Source organism: Amycolatopsis deserti, assembly GCF_014653945.1.
Taxonomy (GTDB): Bacteria; Actinomycetota; Actinomycetes; order Mycobacteriales; family Pseudonocardiaceae; genus Amycolatopsis_E; species Amycolatopsis_E deserti.
Genome location: NZ_BNAU01000002.1, coordinates 238,166 through 255,268 on the forward strand (window position 1 = coordinate 238,166; position 17,103 = coordinate 255,268).

Annotated in this window: 17 protein-coding genes and 1 pseudogene; 1 reads left to right on the forward strand and 17 read right to left on the reverse strand. The window is 72.6% G+C overall.

The features are described 5' to 3' along the window. Window positions 1-63: 63 nt before the first annotated feature. From IE290_RS09625 to IE290_RS09685, 14 genes and pseudogenes are all read right to left on the reverse strand, one after another. Complete coding sequence (locus tag IE290_RS09625; protein WP_191244200.1) at window positions 64-519, reverse strand: tetratricopeptide repeat protein; 456 nt, start codon at window positions 517-519, stop codon at window positions 64-66. Next, window positions 516-1,283, reverse strand: a complete 768-nt coding sequence (gene dapB / locus IE290_RS09630; protein ID WP_191244201.1) for a 4-hydroxy-tetrahydrodipicolinate reductase — start codon at window positions 1,281-1,283, stop codon at window positions 516-518. The genes IE290_RS09625 and dapB overlap by 4 nt, the downstream gene beginning before the upstream one ends. Then, a complete protein-coding gene (locus IE290_RS09635) occupies window positions 1,280-2,644 on the reverse strand; it encodes a M16 family metallopeptidase (RefSeq protein WP_191244202.1) in 1,365 nt (454 codons plus the stop codon). Before IE290_RS09635 ends, dapB begins: the two co-directional genes overlap by 4 nt. Before the next feature lie 80 nt (window positions 2,645-2,724). Next, entirely contained in the window at window positions 2,725-4,977 is a 2,253-nt protein-coding gene (locus tag IE290_RS09640) for a polyribonucleotide nucleotidyltransferase (protein ID WP_191244203.1), read from the reverse strand. A 216-nt stretch (window positions 4,978-5,193) separates the two neighbouring features. Next, on the reverse strand, window positions 5,194-5,463 hold the full coding sequence (gene rpsO / locus IE290_RS09645) for a 30S ribosomal protein S15 (RefSeq protein ID WP_017981770.1): 270 nt from the start codon (window positions 5,461-5,463) through the stop codon (window positions 5,194-5,196). Between the two features lie 114 nt (window positions 5,464-5,577). Beyond that, the gene (gene thpR / locus IE290_RS09650) at window positions 5,578-6,081 is read right to left on the reverse strand and encodes an RNA 2',3'-cyclic phosphodiesterase (protein ID WP_191244204.1); all 504 of its coding nucleotides are present in this window, start codon (window positions 6,079-6,081) and stop codon (window positions 5,578-5,580) included. A gap of 3 nt (window positions 6,082-6,084) precedes the next feature. Next, window positions 6,085-6,564, reverse strand: coding sequence for a helix-turn-helix domain-containing protein (locus IE290_RS09655; protein ID WP_116114383.1), 480 nt, complete (start codon window positions 6,562-6,564; stop codon window positions 6,085-6,087). Between the two features lie 117 nt (window positions 6,565-6,681). Then, complete coding sequence (locus IE290_RS37765; RefSeq protein WP_229874490.1) at window positions 6,682-7,653, reverse strand: bifunctional riboflavin kinase/FAD synthetase; 972 nt, start codon at window positions 7,651-7,653, stop codon at window positions 6,682-6,684. 342 nt (window positions 7,654-7,995) lie between these two features. Further along, a pseudogene (locus IE290_RS37770) lies at window positions 7,996-8,859 on the reverse strand (FAD-dependent monooxygenase); the annotation flags it as partial. Next, window positions 8,849-9,304, reverse strand: coding sequence for a GbsR/MarR family transcriptional regulator (locus IE290_RS09665; protein ID WP_229874364.1), 456 nt, complete (start codon window positions 9,302-9,304; stop codon window positions 8,849-8,851). The pseudogene IE290_RS37770 and the gene IE290_RS09665, both read right to left, overlap by 11 nt. A 97-nt stretch (window positions 9,305-9,401) precedes the next feature. Beyond that, on the reverse strand, window positions 9,402-10,313 hold the full coding sequence (truB, locus tag IE290_RS09670) for a tRNA pseudouridine(55) synthase TruB (protein WP_191244207.1): 912 nt from the start codon (window positions 10,311-10,313) through the stop codon (window positions 9,402-9,404). Between the two features lie 24 nt (window positions 10,314-10,337). Then, the gene (locus IE290_RS09675) at window positions 10,338-11,663 is read right to left on the reverse strand and encodes an MFS transporter (RefSeq protein ID WP_191244208.1); all 1,326 of its coding nucleotides are present in this window, start codon (window positions 11,661-11,663) and stop codon (window positions 10,338-10,340) included. 276 nt (window positions 11,664-11,939) lie between these two features. Then, complete coding sequence (locus tag IE290_RS09680; RefSeq protein ID WP_191244209.1) at window positions 11,940-13,262, reverse strand: MATE family efflux transporter; 1,323 nt, start codon at window positions 13,260-13,262, stop codon at window positions 11,940-11,942. A gap of 124 nt (window positions 13,263-13,386) precedes the next feature. Beyond that, a complete protein-coding gene (locus tag IE290_RS09685) occupies window positions 13,387-14,388 on the reverse strand; it encodes a DHH family phosphoesterase (RefSeq protein WP_191244210.1) in 1,002 nt (333 codons plus the stop codon). Window positions 14,389-14,412: 24 nt separating this feature from the next. Here IE290_RS09685 and IE290_RS09690 point away from each other — a divergent pair, with 24 nt between their 5' ends. Further along, window positions 14,413-15,447: a TRM11 family SAM-dependent methyltransferase gene (locus IE290_RS09690; protein WP_191244211.1), complete on the forward strand. Its 1,035-nt coding sequence runs from the start codon at window positions 14,413-14,415 to the stop codon at window positions 15,445-15,447. 172 nt (window positions 15,448-15,619) lie between these two features. Here the strand turns inward: IE290_RS09690 and IE290_RS09695 are convergent, their stop codons facing one another. From IE290_RS09695 to IE290_RS09705, 3 genes are all read right to left on the reverse strand, one after another. Continuing rightward, window positions 15,620-16,003, reverse strand: a complete 384-nt coding sequence (locus IE290_RS09695; RefSeq protein ID WP_191245103.1) for a hypothetical protein — start codon at window positions 16,001-16,003, stop codon at window positions 15,620-15,622. A 264-nt stretch (window positions 16,004-16,267) separates the two neighbouring features. Continuing rightward, on the reverse strand, window positions 16,268-16,729 hold the full coding sequence (gene rbfA, locus IE290_RS09700) for a 30S ribosome-binding factor RbfA (RefSeq protein WP_191244212.1): 462 nt from the start codon (window positions 16,727-16,729) through the stop codon (window positions 16,268-16,270). Window positions 16,730-16,742: 13 nt separating this feature from the next. Continuing rightward, the gene (locus IE290_RS09705; protein WP_020422054.1) at window positions 16,743-17,036 is read right to left on the reverse strand and encodes a DUF503 domain-containing protein; all 294 of its coding nucleotides are present in this window, start codon (window positions 17,034-17,036) and stop codon (window positions 16,743-16,745) included. Window positions 17,037-17,103: the final 67 nt, after the last annotated feature.

Here is a 17,103-nt window from a genome sequence, read left to right on the forward strand (position 1 = left end):
GGAACTGGCAGCACTGCCGGCCGGCCCGCGGACAAGCTGACCGCCGGAGCGTCGCCTCCCAGATCAGCCCCGGGCGGACTCGGTCGCCTCGAGGTCCAGTGCCTTGCGCATCGTGGCGCGGGCGCGGCGCCGGTCGCCCGCGATGTCGTACGCGTGGGCCAGCCGGTACCAGTACCGCCAGTCCTCCGGGTGCTGCTCCAGCTCCGCGCGGCGCTCCTCGAACCACGCGTCCGCCGCGGCGCGGTCCACCCGGCCCGACGGGCGGCGCGGCAGATCGGCCACGTCCGGCAGCCCGCCCTCGGACTCCAGCCGCCTCGCCAGGTGCTGGATCCGCGTCCCGGACCGCCAGGTCGCGATCACCATCCACAGCCCGAGCAGCGGCAGCACCAGCACCCCGACGCCCAGCGCGACCCCCACGCCGGTGCCGGTCGCGATCAGCTCCACGCCCCGCGCCCCGAGCAGCACCAGGTAGACCACCAGCGCGGCGGTCAGCACCAGGGCGACGTTGCGGGTCCTCACAGGTCGAGCACGTTCTCGAGGCCGACGGTCAGGCCCGGACGGCCCAGCACCTCCCGCACCCCGAGCAGCACGCCCGGCATGAACGAGGTCCGGTCCATCGAGTCGTGCCGGATGGTGAGCGTCTCGCCTTCCTGGCCGAACAGGATCTCCTCGTGCGCCACCAGCCCGGGCAGCCGCACCGAGTGCACGTGCACGTCCTCCACCCGCGCGCCGCGGGCGCCGTCCAGCTCGCTCGTCGTCGCGTCCGCGCCCGGCTTCAGCCCGGCCTCGCGGCGGGCCTGCGAGATCAGCCGCGCGGTGTGGGCCGCGGTGCCGGACGGGGCGTCGGCCTTGCGGTTGTGGTGCAGCTCGATGACCTCGACCGATTCGTAGAACCGGGCCGCCTGCTGCGCGAACCGCATCGCGAGCACCGCGCCGAGCGCGAAGTTCGGCGCGATCAGCACCCCGACCTCCGGCCGGCCGGCCAGCCACGACCGCACCGACTCCAGCCGCTCCTCGGTGAACCCGGTGGTGCCTACCACGGCGTGCAGTCCGTTCGTGACCGCGAACTCCAGGTTGCCCATCACCGCGTCCGGGTGGGTGAAGTCGACGACCACCTCAGCGCCGGCCTCGGTCAGCGCGCTCAGGTCGTCCCCGGCGTCCACGGTCGCCACGACCGCCATGTCGGGCGCGCCCCCGGCGGCCTTGACCACCTGCGCCCCCATCCGTCCGTGGGCGCCCAGCACGCCGACCCGGATCGGGTTGTCCTCGCCGCGGGGGTTCATTTCGCGATCACCTCGTGCAGATCTTCCGGTAGGTCCTGCTCGGAAGCGTACGGCCCGACCACCGCGGCGGCGGTGACCCCTCCCGGCGTCCCGAACAGGGTGCGGGCCAGCTCACACACCTCCTCGGTAGTCACCGCGGCGATGCGCTCCACCGACTCGTCGACGGTGAGGTGCACGCCGTGGTTGAGCTCCTGCTTGCCGATGCGCGACATCCGCGACGCGGTGTCCTCCAGGCCCAGCACGATCCCGCCGCGCAGCTGCCCCTTGGCGCGCGCGACCTCGGCGTCGGTGAACCCGTCCTTGCCGACCTGCCCGAGCACGTCCCGCAGCACCGCCGACACCTCGCCCAGCCGCTCCGGCTGGCACCCGGCGTAGACGGAGAAGTGCCCGGTGTCGGCGTAGGTCGCCACCGACGAGTACACCTGGTAGGCCAGGCCGCGCTGCTCGCGCACCTCCTGGAACAGCCGCGAGCTCATCCCGCCGCCGAGGGCGGCGTTGAGCACCGACAGCGCGTACCGGCGCTCGTCGTGCCGCGACAGGGCCTTCATGCCGAGCATGACGTGCGCCTGCTCGGTGTCGTCGCTGTGCAGCACCAGCCGCCGGTCCGCGGCCACCCGCGCCTTGCCCGTGCGGGGCGCGACCGGAGTGTCCGAACCGGACAGACGACCGCGCAACGCCTTGCGCGCCAGGCGGAGCACCTGCGCGTGCTCGACGTTGCCCGCCACCGCGAGCACCATCTTGGGCAGCGTGTAGCGCCGCCGGTAGAACCCGCGCAGCCCGGAAGCCGACATGCCGGTGATCGACTCGGTCGTGCCCAGCACCGGGCGCCCCAGCGGGTGCGAGCCCAGGACCGTGGACACGAACGTGTCGTGCAGCAGGTCCTCGGGATCGTCGTCGCGCATGGCGATCTCCTCGAGCACCACGCTGCGCTCGGTGTCCACATCGGACTCCGCGCAGAGCGCCTCGAACACCACGTCGGTGACCAGGTCCATAGCCAGCGGCAGGTCCTCGTCGAGCACCTGCGCGTAGTAGCAGGTGTGCTCCTTCGCGGTGAACGCGTTCAGCTCACCGCCGACCGCGTCGATCTCCTCGGCGATCTGCTTCGCCGACCGGGTGGTGGTGCCCTTGAACAGCAGGTGCTCCAGGTAGTGCGCCGCACCGGCGACCTTCGGCGGCTCGTCCCGCGAGCCGACCCCGACCCACAGTCCCACCGTCGCCGACCGCACCCCCGGCACGTGCTCGGTGACCACCCGCAGCCCGCCCGGCAGCACCGTGCGCTTGACAACCTGGCCGTTCGCCCCGGTCTCGAGCGTGCGCGTGGTGCCCACGGCCTGCTCGTGCCCGGCAATCTGTCGCGCCATCGAATCCCAACACTCGGTGCGGAACACGGAAAACGGCCCGCCCCGCCGGGGACGGGCCGTTTCCCGGCTACCGCGTCGTCCTACTTGGCGTCGGCCTCGGCACCCTCGGCGGGAGCCTCCTCGGCCTTCTTCTCGCCCTCGTCCTCGTCCTTGACGAGAACCAGGCTGATCTTGCCGCGGTTGTCGATGTCGGCGATCTCGACGCGGAGCTTGTCGCCCACGTTGACCACGTCCTCGACCTTGCCGATGCGCTTGCCGTTGCCCAGCTTCGAGATGTGGATCAGGCCGTCCTTGCCCGGCAGCAGCGAGACGAACGCGCCGAACGCGGCCGTCTTCACCACGGTGCCCAGGAAGCGCTCGCCCACCTTCGGCAGCTGCGGGTTCGCGATGGCGTTGATCTTGCTGATCGCGGCCTCCGCGGACGGGCCGTCGGCCGCACCCACGTAGATCGTGCCGTCGTCCTCGATGGAGATGTCGGCGCCGGTCTCCTCGGTGATCGAGTTGATCATCTTGCCCTTCGGGCCGATGACCTCGCCGATCTTGTCGACCGGGATCTTCACGCTCGTGACGCGCGGGGCGTACGGGCTCATCTCGTCCGGGGTGTCGATGGCCTCGGCCAGCACCTCGAGGATGGTCAGCCGGGCGTCCTTGGCCTGGTTCAGCGCGCCCGCCAGGACGTCCGACGGGATGCCGTCGAGCTTGGTGTCCAGCTGCAGCGCGGTGATGAAGTCCTTGGTGCCGGCGACCTTGAAGTCCATGTCACCGAAGGCGTCCTCGGCGCCGAGGATGTCGGTCAGCGCGACGTACCGCGTCTCGCCGTCGACCTCGTCGGACACCAGGCCCATCGCGATGCCCGCGACCGGCGCCTTGAGCGGCACACCGGCGTTGAGCAGCGACATCGTGGACGCGCAGACCGAGCCCATCGAGGTGGAGCCGTTGGAGCCCAGCGCCTCCGACACCTGACGGATGGCGTAGGGGAACTCGTCCCGCTTCGGCAGCACCGGCACCAGCGCGCGCTCGGCCAGCATGCCGTGGCCGATCTCGCGCCGCTTGGGCGAGCCCACGCGGCCGGTCTCGCCGGTGGAGAACGGCGGGAAGTTGTAGTGGTGCAGGTACCGCTTCGTCGTCTCCGGCGACAGCGAGTCGATCTGCTGCTCCATGCGCAGCATGTTCAGCGTGGTGACACCCAGGATCTGGGTCTCGCCGCGCTCGAACAGCGCCGAACCGTGCGCCCGCGGGATGATCGCGACCTCGGCCGCCAGCTGGCGGATGTCGGTCAGGCCGCGGCCGTCGATGCGGACCTTGTCGCGCAGGATGCGCTGGCGGATCAGCTTCTTGGTCAGCGCCCGGAACGCGGCGCCGATCTCCTTGTCGCGACCCTCGAACGCCTCGCCCTCGCCGAGGCCGACCTTGGCCAGCACGGCGGCCTTGACCTCGTCGGTGGCGGTCTCGCGCTCCTGCTTGCCGGCGATGGTCAGCGCCTTGGCCAGGTCCTCCGTCGCGATCGCGGCGACCGCGTCGTAGGCGTCCTGCTGGTAGGCGGGGAACACCGGGAAGTCGCCGGTCGGCTTGGCGGCCGCGTCGGCGAGCTTCTGCTGCGCCTCGCACAGCACGCGGATGAACGGCTTGGCGGCGGCCAGGCCCTCGGCCACGGCCTGCTCGGTCGGCGCCGGGGCGCCACCCGCGATCAGGTCGAGCGTGTTCTCGGTGCCCTCGGCCTCGACCATCATGATCGCGACGTCGTCACCGACGACACGGCCGGCGACGACCATGTTGAAGGTCGCCTGCTCCAGCTGCGACCAGGTCGGGAACGCCACCCACTGGCCCTCGATCAGGGCGACGCGCACGCCGCCGATCGGGCCGGAGAACGGCAGGCCGCCGATCTGGGTCGAGGCCGACGCGGCGTTGATCGCCAGCACGTCGTAGGGGTCCTCGGGGTGCAGGCTCTGCACCGTGACGACGATCTGGATCTCGTTGCGCAGGCCGTCGGCGAACGACGGGCGCAGCGGCCGGTCGATCAGGCGGCAGGTCAGGATCGCGTCGGTGGAGGGACGGCCCTCGCGGCGGAAGAACGCGCCCGGGATCCGGCCCGCGGCGTACATCCGCTCCTCGACGTCCACCGTCAGCGGGAAGAAGTCGAAGTGCTCCTTCGGCTGCTTGGAGGCGGTGGTCGCCGACAGCAGCATGGTTTCTTCGTCCAGGTAGGCCACGACAGCGCCGGCGGCCTGCCGGGCGAGCCTGCCCGTCTCGAAGCGGATCGTGCGCGTGCCGTACTTGCCGTTGTCGATGACGGCCTCGGCCTCGTGCACGACGGGTCCGCTTGCTTCGGTCATGTGTAGTTGACTCCTCGTTCGTTCGGGCAGCAGTGCGCCCCGCCCGTGCGGAGCGGCGTCCGAGGAACGAGCCGGTCTTCGATCGAAGCCCACGGGAGGCGTCCCGTAAGCCACTACCGAGGACCGGCGTCCTTGCCCTCGAGCGCCTGCCCTTCCTCTTTCTTACTTCGTATGGACCGAGGGGGAGCGACCGTGGTCACTCCCCCTCGGGTCACGTCATCGGCGCAAGCCGAGTCGCTGGATCAGCGACCGGTAGCGTTCGATGTCCACCTTCATCACGTAGTTGAGCAGCCGGCGACGACGGCCGACCAGCAGCAACAGGCCGCGACGGGAGTGGTGGTCGTGCTTGTGCACCTTGAGATGCTCGGTGAGACCGATGATCCGCTTGGTGAGCAGCGCGACCTGGGCCTCCGGGGACCCGGTGTCGGACTCGTGCAGACCGTACTCGGTCAGAATCGACTTCTTCTCGTCGGTGGACAGCGCCACTGAGTTCTCTCCTCTGTGTTGTTCTGTGCCGTGAGGCCCGCTGGACGCGGGTAGTCGGTCGCGGCCGCCACGGACTGCAGCCGGACCCGGTGGTTCAGCGTATCAGGGTGTGCTCTAGCTGGCCTGTTGGGACAGCGGGAACCGCTCGACCGCGACGTACCGGACGCCCTCGGCGGTCCGCCGCGACCGCATGAGCACCGCCTCCGCGGCCGTCCACATCTCGCTGCGGTAGCCGGACAACCGCCGCCGCAGTTCCGGCGGCACCCGCTCGCGCGTGCGCGCCAGCGTCAGGTGCGGCAGGTAGGGGCGGCCCTCGTCACCGGCCCCGGCGGCGAGGCCGAGTTCGGTGATCCCCTCGCCGTACACCCCGAGGTAGAGGACCCGGGTGAACGCGCCCGCTCCTTCCAACCAGATCCGCGGCGCCGGCATTCCCGCCAGCCGCGGACGCAGCCACTCCGCGCGCGCCGCGGGGTCCTCCTCGCCGTAGAAACCCAGGGTGACGTGCCAGTTCTCCGGCGAGCTCCAGCGCACCCCGTCCAGCCGCGGCAGGCCGCCGATCTCGGCGGCCAGTGCCTCCACCACGGCGGCGGGCGGCAGGACCGCCGAGAACAGCACCACGGCTCAGCCCTGCTGACCGGCGCGGCGGAGCAGGTCGGCCAGGGCCGGGAACTCGTCGTCGAGGCGTTTGGCCGCCTCGATCAGGTCCTCGTCCTCGGCGATGTCCCGCAGCGCGGACAGCACCGCCCGCTCCTCGGACAGCGCGTTGACCGGGAAGGTGTCGCGGCCGACCGTGGGCCGCGCGTCGCGCACGTCCTCCAGCGCGGCCATCAGGGCTTCCTTGTGGCCGGCGGCGACTTCGGGGATGAGGCACTTGCGCTCGAGCATGATCATCCGCGCGAGCACCACCGGGTTGCCGATCTTGGCCCGGCGGCCGCTCATCACCTGGCTCAGCATCGGGGCGCTGATGCCCAGCACCTCGGCCAGGTAGGCCTGCGAGACGTCGAACGCGACCACGAGACGGCGCACCCGGTCACCCAGCGGCTCGCCGTACCACTCCCGCTGGAGGGCGATGTTCCGCTGGACGATCTTGTGGTCATCCACGTGCTGTGCTCCCTGCTCTCCCCAAACAGTCCTGGCCCGCGCCGAGCCCATCTTGCCAGGTGGGATCGGGCACGCGGGGCGGAATCACCCGACGATTCGCATTCGCACCGGCCGCGGTCAGCCGTCCAGGCCCAGGATCGCCCGGGTGCGCCGCACGTCGTCGCCGATCTGCTCGACGAGGTCGTCGACGCTGGTGAACTTCACCATGTCGCGCAGCCGGCCGACGAAGTCCAGCGCCACGTGCTGGCCGTAGAAGTCCTCGTCCACGTCCAGCACGAACGCCTCGACGGTGCGCTCGCGGCCGGAGAACGTCGGGTTGGTGCCGACCGAGACCGCCGCGGGCAGCAGCCGGCCGGGCTGGTTGTCGCGGACGAACCAGCAGGCGTAGACCCCGTCGGCGGGGACCGCGGCGAACCGCGGCGTGGACAGGTTGGCCGTCGGGTAGCCCAGGTCGTGGCCGCGGCCGTCGCCGCGCACCACGATGCCCTCCAGCCGGTGCGGCCGGCCCAGCGCGTCGGCGGCGGCGACCACGTCACCGGCGTCGATGCACGAGCGGACGTAGGTCGAGGAGAAGGTGATCTCGCCGGAATCCGCGGCCTCGCCGTCGGGCATGCTGCCGCCCTGCAGCTCGGCGCCGAAGGTGGCGAACCCGAACCGGCGGCCCAGCTCCTTGAGCAGGGCCACGTCACCGGCGGCCTTGTGCCCGAAGGTGAAGTTCTCCCCCACCACGACGGCGGCCGCGTGCAGCCGGTCGACCAGCACCTCGTGCACGAACTCGTGCGCGGTCAGCCGGGACAGCTCCGCGGTGAACGGCAGCACGCAGAAGACGTCGATGCCCAGCTGCTCGACCAGCTCCGCCTTGCGGCGCAGCGTGGTCAACTGCGCCGGGTGGCTCCCCGGCCGGATGACCTCGGACGGGTGCGGGTCGAACGTCAGCATCACGCTGGGCAGGTTGCGGTTCTTGGCCACCTCGACCGTCCGGGCGATCAGCGCCTGGTGCCCGCGGTGCACCCCGTCGAACACGCCGATCGTGACCACACACCGTCCCCAGCCCCCGGGGAGATCACCGAGCCCTCGCCACCTCTGCACGGATGCAGGGTACTGCCGCGCGAAGCGCGTCCGCCGGGGGCGGTCGCGGGCCGTCACCGTCCGCCCGGAGCATCGGCGGTGCCGGGCGGTGTCCAGTCCCACACCCTGCCGGTCTCCTTGCGCACGATCGACGCCGGCGCCCGGCGCATGCCGAGGACCTGCATCCGGTGGACGAGCCTGGATCGCGACACCGCGATCCTGCCCTTCCGGCGGGCCGTCGAGACGATCGCGCGGGTCCGCCCGAGCCGGGCCCGCGTCGTAGGCGGCGAGGTCACCGGTGGTCGCGGCGAGCGTGACCGCGTCCTCGATCGCCTGGCAGGCCCCCTGCCCCATGTCGGGCGTCATCGCGTGCGCCGCGTCGCCCAGCAGCACGACCCGGCCGCGGACGTAGGTGGGCAGCGCGCCGAGGTCGTTGATGTCGTTGTGCAGCACGGCATCGGCGGGTGTCGCGTCGAGCAGCTCGCCGACCCGCCGGTGCCAGCCCGTCAGCCGGCGGCGCACCTCGGCCAGGTCGTCCGGGTAGCGCACGCCGGGCGTTTCGGCGTGCACGCCCAGCGCCCAGTAGACCCGTTCACCGCCGATCGGGTGAGCCAGGAAGTACGCCCCGCGCCCGAAGGTGAACGTCCCGTCCTCCGGCCACACCGATCCGGGCCGGGTGACCCCGCGCCACGCCGTGTATCGGAAGCGGGGTGCCGGCGCGTCCGGCCAGAGGGTCGCGCGCACAGTGCTGTGGATGCCGTCCGCGCCCACGACGAGCCCGGCCTCGATCTCGTGCTCGCCCTCGGCCGTCCGGTAGCGGACCGTCGCGCCGGCCGCCGACGTGCTCACCCCGGTCACGGTGGCTCCCGTTCGGACGGTTCCGGCGGGCAGCCGATCGGCCAGGAGGCGGTGCAGATCGGCCCGGTGGAAGCAGGAGAGCGCGGTGTCGTGCTCCGGATCGGCGCGCCGCAGGTACTCGCCGCCGGGCAGCCGCAGGTTGCCGGCGGCCCACGACGGGGTGGCGGCGGCCCGCACGTCCTCGCCCACACCGATCGCGTCGAGCGCGCGCAACGCGTTCGGGGCGATCGACAGTCCGGCGCCGACCTCACGCAGCTCGGGGGCGCGCTCCAGCACCACCACGTCCCAGCCGGCCCGCCGCAGGGCGATGGCGGCGGTTACCCCGCCGATGCCACCGCCGGCCACCACTGCCGAACCTTCAGAAGTCACGGTCGTCGCTCCTCTCGAAGGCCCTGGCCATCCACCGGAAGGTCTCGCGCGCGGCGCGCAACCGGCCCGCCCTGGCGCTGTCCGCCCCGAAGAGGTCCATCCCTCGTTCGGCGACGTCGGCGAACGAGGCCAGCGTGGCGATCCGCCGCTTGACCACCACGGGCCAGGCGTCGTCGTCGACCCGGAAGTAGGTGGTGCGCGCACCCGGCCCGGTCCGGCGGCGCACCAGGCCGGCGGAGGTGAGCAGGTTGAGGTTGGTGGTCAGGGACGCCCGGCTGGCCCCGATCGCCTCGGCGATCTGCGTGGCCGACTGCTCGGGCGGGTCGCACACCATCAGCCAGCCCAGGATCCGGCCCGCGATCGGCGGCTGGCCGTACTGCTCGGCGAAGAACGTGGCCACCTCCTCCACCCAGGCCCGCAGTTCGTCGTGTTCCGGCTCGGCCACGCGTCGCCTCCAGCGTCGATCAGTTGATGCTGGCATATGCTAGCTCGAACTAGCATCTGATGGCCAGAGCTGTCCCCGGAAGCGGGCTTCGCGGGGATCAGGCCGGAGCGAGAACGACCACCGAGCGGGCCACGCCGCCGGCGTCCACGGCCAGCGCGAGGGCGTGCCCGTCCGGGTCGAACACCCCGTACGTGCCCTCGATGCCGGAGGCACGCACCTGCTGTCCATATCGGACGGCCCGGGCGGTGGCCGCGTCGACCTCGTAGCGCGGGAAGGCCGCGGCCACCGCGTCGTCCAGGTCGAACGACAGCTCCGGCTTCTCCTCCAGCTGCTCCAGGGTGCGCGCGGCGGCGATGCCGAACGGGCCGACGGTGGTGCGGCGCAGCGCGGCGAGGTGGCCGCCCACGCCGAGCGCCTCGCCCAGGTCGCGGGCCAGCGCCCGCACGTAGGTACCCGAGGAGCATTCGACGATCGCGTCCAACTCGATGCGGTCGGCGACGCGGCGGGTGGCGAGCAGGTCGAAGCGGTAGACGGTGACCGGCCGCGGCTTGAGCGCGACCTCCTCACCGGCCCGCACGCGCGCGTACGCCCGCTTGCCGGCGATCTTGACCGCGCTGACGGCGCTGGGGACCTGCTGGATCTCCCCGGTCAGGGCGGCGATCCCGGACGCGATCGCCTCGTCGGTGACGGCGGCCAGGGCGTCCGGATCCGCGGTGGAGAGGTGCTCGCCCTCGGCGTCGTCGGTGGTGGTCGAGACGCCGAGGGCCAGCGTGGCGAGGTAGGTCTTGCGGTCCAGCGCGAGGTGGCCCAGCAGCTTGGTCGCCCGCTCGATGCCGAGCACGAGCACGCCGGTGGCCATGGGGTCGAGCGTGCCGGCGTGCCCGACCTTGCGGGTGCCCATGATCCGGCGCACCCGCGCCACCACGTCGTGTGAGGTCATGCCCGGTGGCTTGTCCACCACGAGCAGGCCGGGCGGGGGCGCGGGGCGTCGAGTCTTCGGCTGGGACACGGCTGGACACCTTACGGGGCGCCGTTATGCGGCTGTCGGGACCTTCCGGGCGGAGACCTTCCGGGCCGGGGCGTCCCACACGTGGCGGCGCACCTGGACCGGCACGTGCTCGCCCCGCTCCTGCGCGGCGAACAGCTCCGCGCGGGCGCGCAGCCACCACACCAGCATGCGGAACGTGCCCAGCGCCAGCATCGCGACGACGGCCAGCAGCGCGAGCCGGAACTGGCCGCCGGTCAGCTGCAGCAGCACGCCGATCACCAGCGCGGTGACCGTGGTGGCGACGAACCCGCCGACGTTGACCACACCGGTCGCGGTGCCCACGCGGGACAGCGGGTTGTAGTCGCGGGCCAGCGCGAACCCGATCATCGACGCCGGGCCGCCCAGGGACAGGAACGCGAACGCGGGCACCAGCACGCCGACCGGGATCTGGCCGGGCCAGCTCAGCAGCACGGCCCACACCGCCGCGGCGCCGGCGAGGTAGCCGAGCACCAGCGGCATCCGCGCGCCCGGGCGGGCGGAGATGATGCTGCCGACTAGCGGGCCGCCGATCATCGAGCCGAACACGAACACGGTCAGCAGCGCGCTGGCGGTCGCGGCCGGGCGGCCCTGGCCCTGAACCAGGAACGGCACACCCCACAGCAGGGTCAGCACGTTCGGGGCGAACATCGTGGAGAAGTGCACCCAGAACCCGAGGCGGGTGCCCGGGACGCGCCAGGCCGTGCGGACCTGACGGGCCAGCTGGCGGGCGTTGACCGGGCCGGCCTTCGGGGTGGCGCCGGCCGGGGTGTCGCGCACGCGGCCGGCGACGACGGCGGAGTAGATCGCGGTGACCAGGCCGGCGGCGAGGAACGTCGGGGTCCAGCCGGGGCCGGCGAGCAGCAGGGTGAGCGGGACGGTCGCGGCGAGGTTGCCGAGGAAGCCGATCGCGGTGGTGAAGCTCGTCACGACGGCGTACTGGCGGCCCGGGAAGTGCGCGGCGATCAGGCGCAGCACGCTGACGAAGGTGAGCGCGTCACCGAACCCGAGCACACCGCGCGCGAGCAGGCCCAGCGCGTAGGTGTCCGCGACGGCGACGAGGATCTGGCCGAGGCCGAGGAAGAGCAGCGCGGCGGTGAGGACCTTGCGCGGCCCGAAGCGGTCGACGAGGACGCCGGTGGGGATCTGCATGGCGGCGTAGACGCCGACCTGCAGGACGGTGAAGGTGGAGAGCGCGGCGGCGCCGACCCCGAACCGGTCGGCGGCTTCCAGCCCGGCGACCCCGAACGAGGTGCGGTGGAAGACGGAGAGGAGGTAGACGATGGCGGCGGTGAACCAGATGAACCACGACCGGCGGCTGGCTTGGCCGGTCACGGGTGCCTGCTGCGGCGGCACGAAGGATTCCTCCCGGAACGGATAGGCGACGATTCGGCACGGGGACGCCCGCATCGCCGTCCCGATAGTTGTATCGCCTATGCAAGGCTGAAACTTACCTGTTACCGAGGTGTTTTCAGCCACACGGCCCAGCGGAGGCCACCCGTTCAGCGGACGGCGGCGAGCACGTCCGAACCATCGTGCACATTCCGCCGCCGCACCGCCGCACGCGGCACCGCCCCAGCCCCGAGCCGAAAACCGGCAGACAGCCCGGCGTCAGCGGACGGCGCCGAGCACGGTCCAGCGGTCGGAGCGCCAGCGGGCCACCACCGCGGCCAGCCGCAGCACCATGAACAGCGACAGCCCGGTCCAGATGCCGGTCAGTCCCCACCCGAAGCCGAGCGAGGCCCAGATCAGCGGCAGGAACCCGAGCGCCGCGCTGACCAGCGTCGCGGTGCGCAGGTAGGCCGCGTCGCCCGCGCCGAGGAGTACCCCGTCCAGCGCGAACACCACCCCGGCGATCGGCTGCAGCGCCACGAAGAACCACCAGGCGTGCGGCACCTCGCCCAGCACGCCGGCGTCCGAGGTGAACGCGTGCGGCAGCACCTGCGACACCGCGGCGAACACCACGCCGAGCACACACCCCATGACCAGCCCGTACCGCGTGATCTGCCCGGCCACCCCGCGCGCCTGCCGCGCCGAGCCCGCCCCCAGCGCCGCCCCGACGAGCGACTGCGCCGCGATCGCCACCGAGTCCAGGACCAGGGACAGGAACGTCCACAGCTGCAACACGATCTGGTGCGCGCCCACGGCCGCGGTCGAGGTGCGGGCGGCGACCGCGGCGGCGGAGACGAAACACGCCTGGAACGCGAGGCTGCGCAACACGAGGTCCCGCCCCAGGCCCAGCTGCGCCCGCATCACCTTCGGATGCGGTTTCAGCGGCACCTTCTCGGCGACGAGGGCCCGCAGGAACAGCCCGGCGCTGATCACCTGGGCGGCGACGTTGGCGACGGCCGAGCCCTCGAGTCCCCAGTCCGCGACGTAGACGAGCAGCGGGCAGAGGAGGGCGGAGATCCCGTTGCCGGCCAGGACGTACCGCAGCGGGCGGGCCGCGTCCTGGACACCGCGCATCCAGCCGTTGCCGGCCATGGTGATCAGGATCAGCGGCGCCCCGAACAACGCGATCCGCAGCCAGGACACGGCCTGCGCGGCGACGTCGTCACTGCCGGAGAGCACACGCGCGACCGGCCCGGCGAGCAGCTGCCCCACGGCGAGCACGACCAGCCCGACGATGATCGCGAGCCAGGTGGCCTGGACGCCCTCGCTGACCGCCTCAGCCCGGCGGCCGGCGCCGTGCAGGCGGGCGGTGCGGGAGGTGGTGCCGTAGGACAGGAACGTCAGCTGGGTGGAGACCTGGGCGAGCACCACGCCCGCGACGGCGAGCCCGGCGAGCGGAAGCGCCCCCAGATGCCCGACGACGGCCGTGTCGACCAGAACGTACAACGGCTCGGCGGCGAGCACCCCGAGCGCGGGGACGGCCAGCCCCAGGACACGCCGGGCCGGCACCTTCTCGCCGGCGGACTCCACGGTTTCGGACACGCTCGCAGGGTAACGAGGGGGTCCGACAAGATCAGGCGCACCAGCCCAGCGGCGGCCCCCTCCGCGGCGCTCGACCGGGCAGCTCGCCCTGACTTCTCAGCGGCATCGCCGAGAAGTCCCGGGCTCAGCTCAGCAGCGGCGCCTCCTCCAGCGCGCGCCGCACCAGCGCCAGCCCCTCCTCCGCCGTGCCGTGGATCGTGCAGCCGGCCGCCAGCCGGTGCCCGCCGCCGCCGAGGGTGCGTGCCGCCTGGGACACGTCGATCTTCCCGATCGCCCGGAACGACACCGACCACTCCCCCGGCGCCTGCTCCTTCAGCACCACGGCGACCTCGGCCTCGCGCGTCGAGCGGATCACGTCCACCACGCCCTCGACCTCCTCCAGCCGCACCGTCGCGGCCACGTCCGCGGTCACCACGGCGTGCACGAGCCCGAACCCCTGCGCCGCCTCCGGTTCCAGGCGCGCGGTCGCCAGCACGGTGGACAGCATCGGCAGCCACGCGAACGGGTGATCGTCGACGATCTCGCGCGCGAGCCGGTCCGGGTCGACGCCGGCCTCCAGCAGCCGGGCTGCCGCGTGGTGGGTCGAGGGCCGGGCCCGCCGGAACCCGCCGGTGTCGGTGACCAGCCCCGCGTACAGGCAGCGCGCGATCGGCTCGTCCAGCGCCACGCCCATCTCGTCCAGCAGCGCCAGCACCAGCACCGCGGTCGCCTCCGCGGTGTCGTCCACCAGGTGCACCGAGCCGTACCGCAGGTTCGACGCGTGGTGGTCGACCACCAGCACCTCGCCACCGGCCGCGCGTGTGGTGTCCACCCGGTCGGCCAGCGAACCCAGCCGCGCCGGGCTCGGCGTGTCCAGGCACACCAGCAACCCGGCCGACGGCGGCACCTCGGCGGCCGGCACGAACAGGTTGTCGGCGTCGAGACCACGCAGGCTCTCCGGCACCTCGGCCGGCTCGGCGAAGGACACGCGCACCGTCGCGCCTCGCAGGTACAGCGCCCGGCCGAGGGCCAGTGCGCTGCCGAGCGCGTCGGCGTCCGGGCGGACGTGGGCCAGCAGGGTGACGTCGTTCGCTTCGCGCAGCAGCCCGGCGGCGCGCGGGAAGTCGAGCGGGGCGGAGGAGCTCATGCGGGCAAGCTACGCTTTTTCCCGATGTTCGACTACGGGATCCTCCTCTACCCCGGCGCCAACCGCGTCTACGCCGACGCCTCCGCCGGCCTGCTGCGCGCCGAACTGACCGTGTTCGGCGAGGCCCTGCGCACGCCGCCGGCCGAGATCGGCGAGCGCCGGATCGGCGGCGTCACCTACGTCACGTTCACCACCGCGGAGCCGCTGTCCGAAGAGGACATCACGCTGCTGTCGAACCTCTCGTCGCTGTACGCGCTGTTCGAGTTCCGCGGCGACCTGCTGCGCCCGCTGGAGATCACGCCGCTGGACCAGCTCGACTCGGACCTGCTGACGATCCAGAAGTACCCGGGCAAGACCAACGAGCTGTTCACCAAGCTGCTGCTCAACGTCACGCTGCTGTCCCGGTCCCGGCCCGTCGAGTTCCTTCAGCGCCCGCTGCACGTGGTGGACCCGTTGTGCGGCCGCGGCACCACGCTGAACCAGGCGATGATGTACGGCCTGGACGCGACCGGGCTGGACGTCGACAAGAAGGATTTCGAGGCCTACGAACGGTTCATCAAGACCTGGCTGCGGCAGAAGCGCGTCAAGCACAACGCCGACTCCGGCCCGCTGCGGCGGCACAAGCACCGGCTCGGCCAGCGCCTGGAGATCTCCTACGCGCTGGACAAGGAACGCTGGAAGGCCGGCGACGCGCGGCACGTCACGTTCTTCAACGCCGACACCCTGACCACCGACGAGCTGCTCAAGGCCGGCTCCGCCGACGTGGTGGTCGCTGACGCGCCCTACGGCGTCCAGCACGGCAGCCACCAGCCCGACGAGCTCGCGCGGAGCCCCCGGGACCTGCTGGCGGCCGCCGTGCCGGTGTGGGCGCGGGTGCTCAAGCCGGGCGGCGCGCTGGGCCTGAGCTGGAACACGCACGTCGCCAAGCGCGAAGAGATCGCGGCGATCCTCGACCGCGCCGGGCTGGAGGTCCGCGCCGGCGGGCCGTGGGAAGAGTTCGCGCACCGGGTCGACCAGGCGATCCTGCGGGACCTGATCGTCGCGCGCAAACCCGCCTAGCCGGCCAGCGCGCCGACCGTCCGCTCGGCCGGGTCCACCCGCTCCGGGTCGACGCCGCGGCGGGCGTCCGCTGGGAACGCCCGTGCCGCAACGCCTTCGGCGGTCGGCTCCTCCAGAAACGGCGCCGCTCGGCGACTGGCACCGGCACCTTCCTGCTCGACGGGCTCCGCCCTCAGGACACCTGAGCCGCCGGTACGACGCCGAACTTGCGGGTCACGAAGCACCAGAACAGCGGCACGGCCTCGGCCACGGGACGCACGTCGAACTCACCGTCGGCGCCCACGTGCTCCACCCGCACCCATCCGGGCTCGACCGCGGCCCGCCGCGACCACGGCCCAGACACCACGACCGCGCCCCACGGCGCCCGCGGCACCGGCCGGTCGACCACGATCAGGTCACCCAGCGAGGTCGTGCCGAGCAGCACGGTGGCCGAGCCGAGCACGCTGTCGACGACCTCGGCCATCGGACGGTAGGCCGGCCGCGCGTCGGCGAGCCGGTGGAACTCGGCGGCGATCTCCGCCCACGGCCGGGAACGGAACGGGTACAGCCATCCCATCGACCTCACGCGGACCCCCTCAGATCGCGTCGCAGCGGCAGTGCTGCGGCAATCCAAGCACCGCGGGTCAAGGGCGTGCGGGGCCACTCCACGTCGGCACCGCGGCGCGGCGACAACCCGAACACCGCGGGCCCACAGCAGGCGAGGCCACTCCACGTCGGCACCGCGGCGCGGCGACAACCCGAACACCGCGGGCCCACAGCAGGCGAGGCCACTCCACGTCGGCCTCGCGGGGGCAGCGGCGATCCAAGCGCGGGTCAAGACCTACTCGTCGTCGGGGTCGTCCTCGTCGGCCTCGCGCGGCTGCTTGTACGGGTCCGGGTCACCGGCGTGCTGGGCGGCGGCCGCGCGGCGGGCCAGCTCGGCGTCGGCCTCGCGGGCCTTCGCCAGCAGGTCCTCGATGTGCCGGGCGTCCTCCGGGATGGTGTCCGCGACGAACGTCAGCGTCGGCGTGAACCGCACCCCGGTGCCCTGCCCGACCCGGCTGCGCAGCACGCCCCGCGCCGACTCCAGCGCGGCGGCCGCGCCCGGGAAGTCCGGCTTGGACTCCAGCGTCTCCCCCAGCACGGTGTAGTAGACCGTCGCGTCGTGCAGGTCCGCGGTGATCTTCGCGTCGGTGATCGTCACGTTCTTCAACCGCGGGTCCTTGATCTCGTGCTCGATCGCCGACGCCACGATCTGCGAGATCCGCTTGGACAGCCTGCGGGCGCGAGCCGGATCGGCCATCACGCACTCCCCTTTAGTCTTCTGGCCCGAGCAGGCGGCGGTGGGTGGAGAGCAGCTCCAACTCGGGGCGCTGCGCCACCAGCCGTTCACAGCCGTCGAGCACGTCACGAACATGTTCACCGTCGGCCGCCACCACCGCCACCCCGATCAGGGCGCGGCGGTGCAGGTCGAGGTGACCGGCCTCGGCGACCGACACCTCGAACCGGCGGCGGACCTCGGCGATGAGCGGCCGCACCAGCGACCGCTTCTGCTTCAGCGAATGGACGTCGCCGAACAGGACGTCGAGCTCGAGCGCACCTACGTACATGGGTTCCCTGTCCCAGGTGAGGACGCGGGGCCGGTCACCAGACCGGCCCCGCGTACCACGACCCGAA

Bases quoted from the DNA above. Each gene is read 5' to 3' on its own strand.
- dapB (WP_191244201.1), bottom strand. From the start codon at position 1,283: ATGAACCCCCGCGGCGAGGACAACCCGATCCGGGTCGGCGTGCTGGGC.
- IE290_RS09635 (WP_191244202.1), bottom strand. From the start codon at position 2,644: ATGGCGCGACAGATTGCCGGGCACGAGCAGGCCGTGGGCACCACGCGC.
- IE290_RS09640 (WP_191244203.1), bottom strand. From the start codon at position 4,977: ATGACCGAAGCAAGCGGACCCGTCGTGCACGAGGCCGAGGCCGTCATC.
- IE290_RS09685 (WP_191244210.1), bottom strand. From the start codon at position 14,388: ATGAGCTCCTCCGCCCCGCTCGACTTCCCGCGCGCCGCCGGGCTGCTG.
- IE290_RS09690 (WP_191244211.1), top strand. From the start codon at position 14,413: ATGTTCGACTACGGGATCCTCCTCTACCCCGGCGCCAACCGCGTCTAC.
- IE290_RS09695 (WP_191245103.1), bottom strand. From the start codon at position 16,003: ATGGGATGGCTGTACCCGTTCCGTTCCCGGCCGTGGGCGGAGATCGCC.
- rbfA (WP_191244212.1), bottom strand. From the start codon at position 16,729: ATGGCCGATCCGGCTCGCGCCCGCAGGCTGTCCAAGCGGATCTCGCAG.
- IE290_RS09705 (WP_020422054.1), bottom strand. From the start codon at position 17,036: ATGTACGTAGGTGCGCTCGAGCTCGACGTCCTGTTCGGCGACGTCCAT.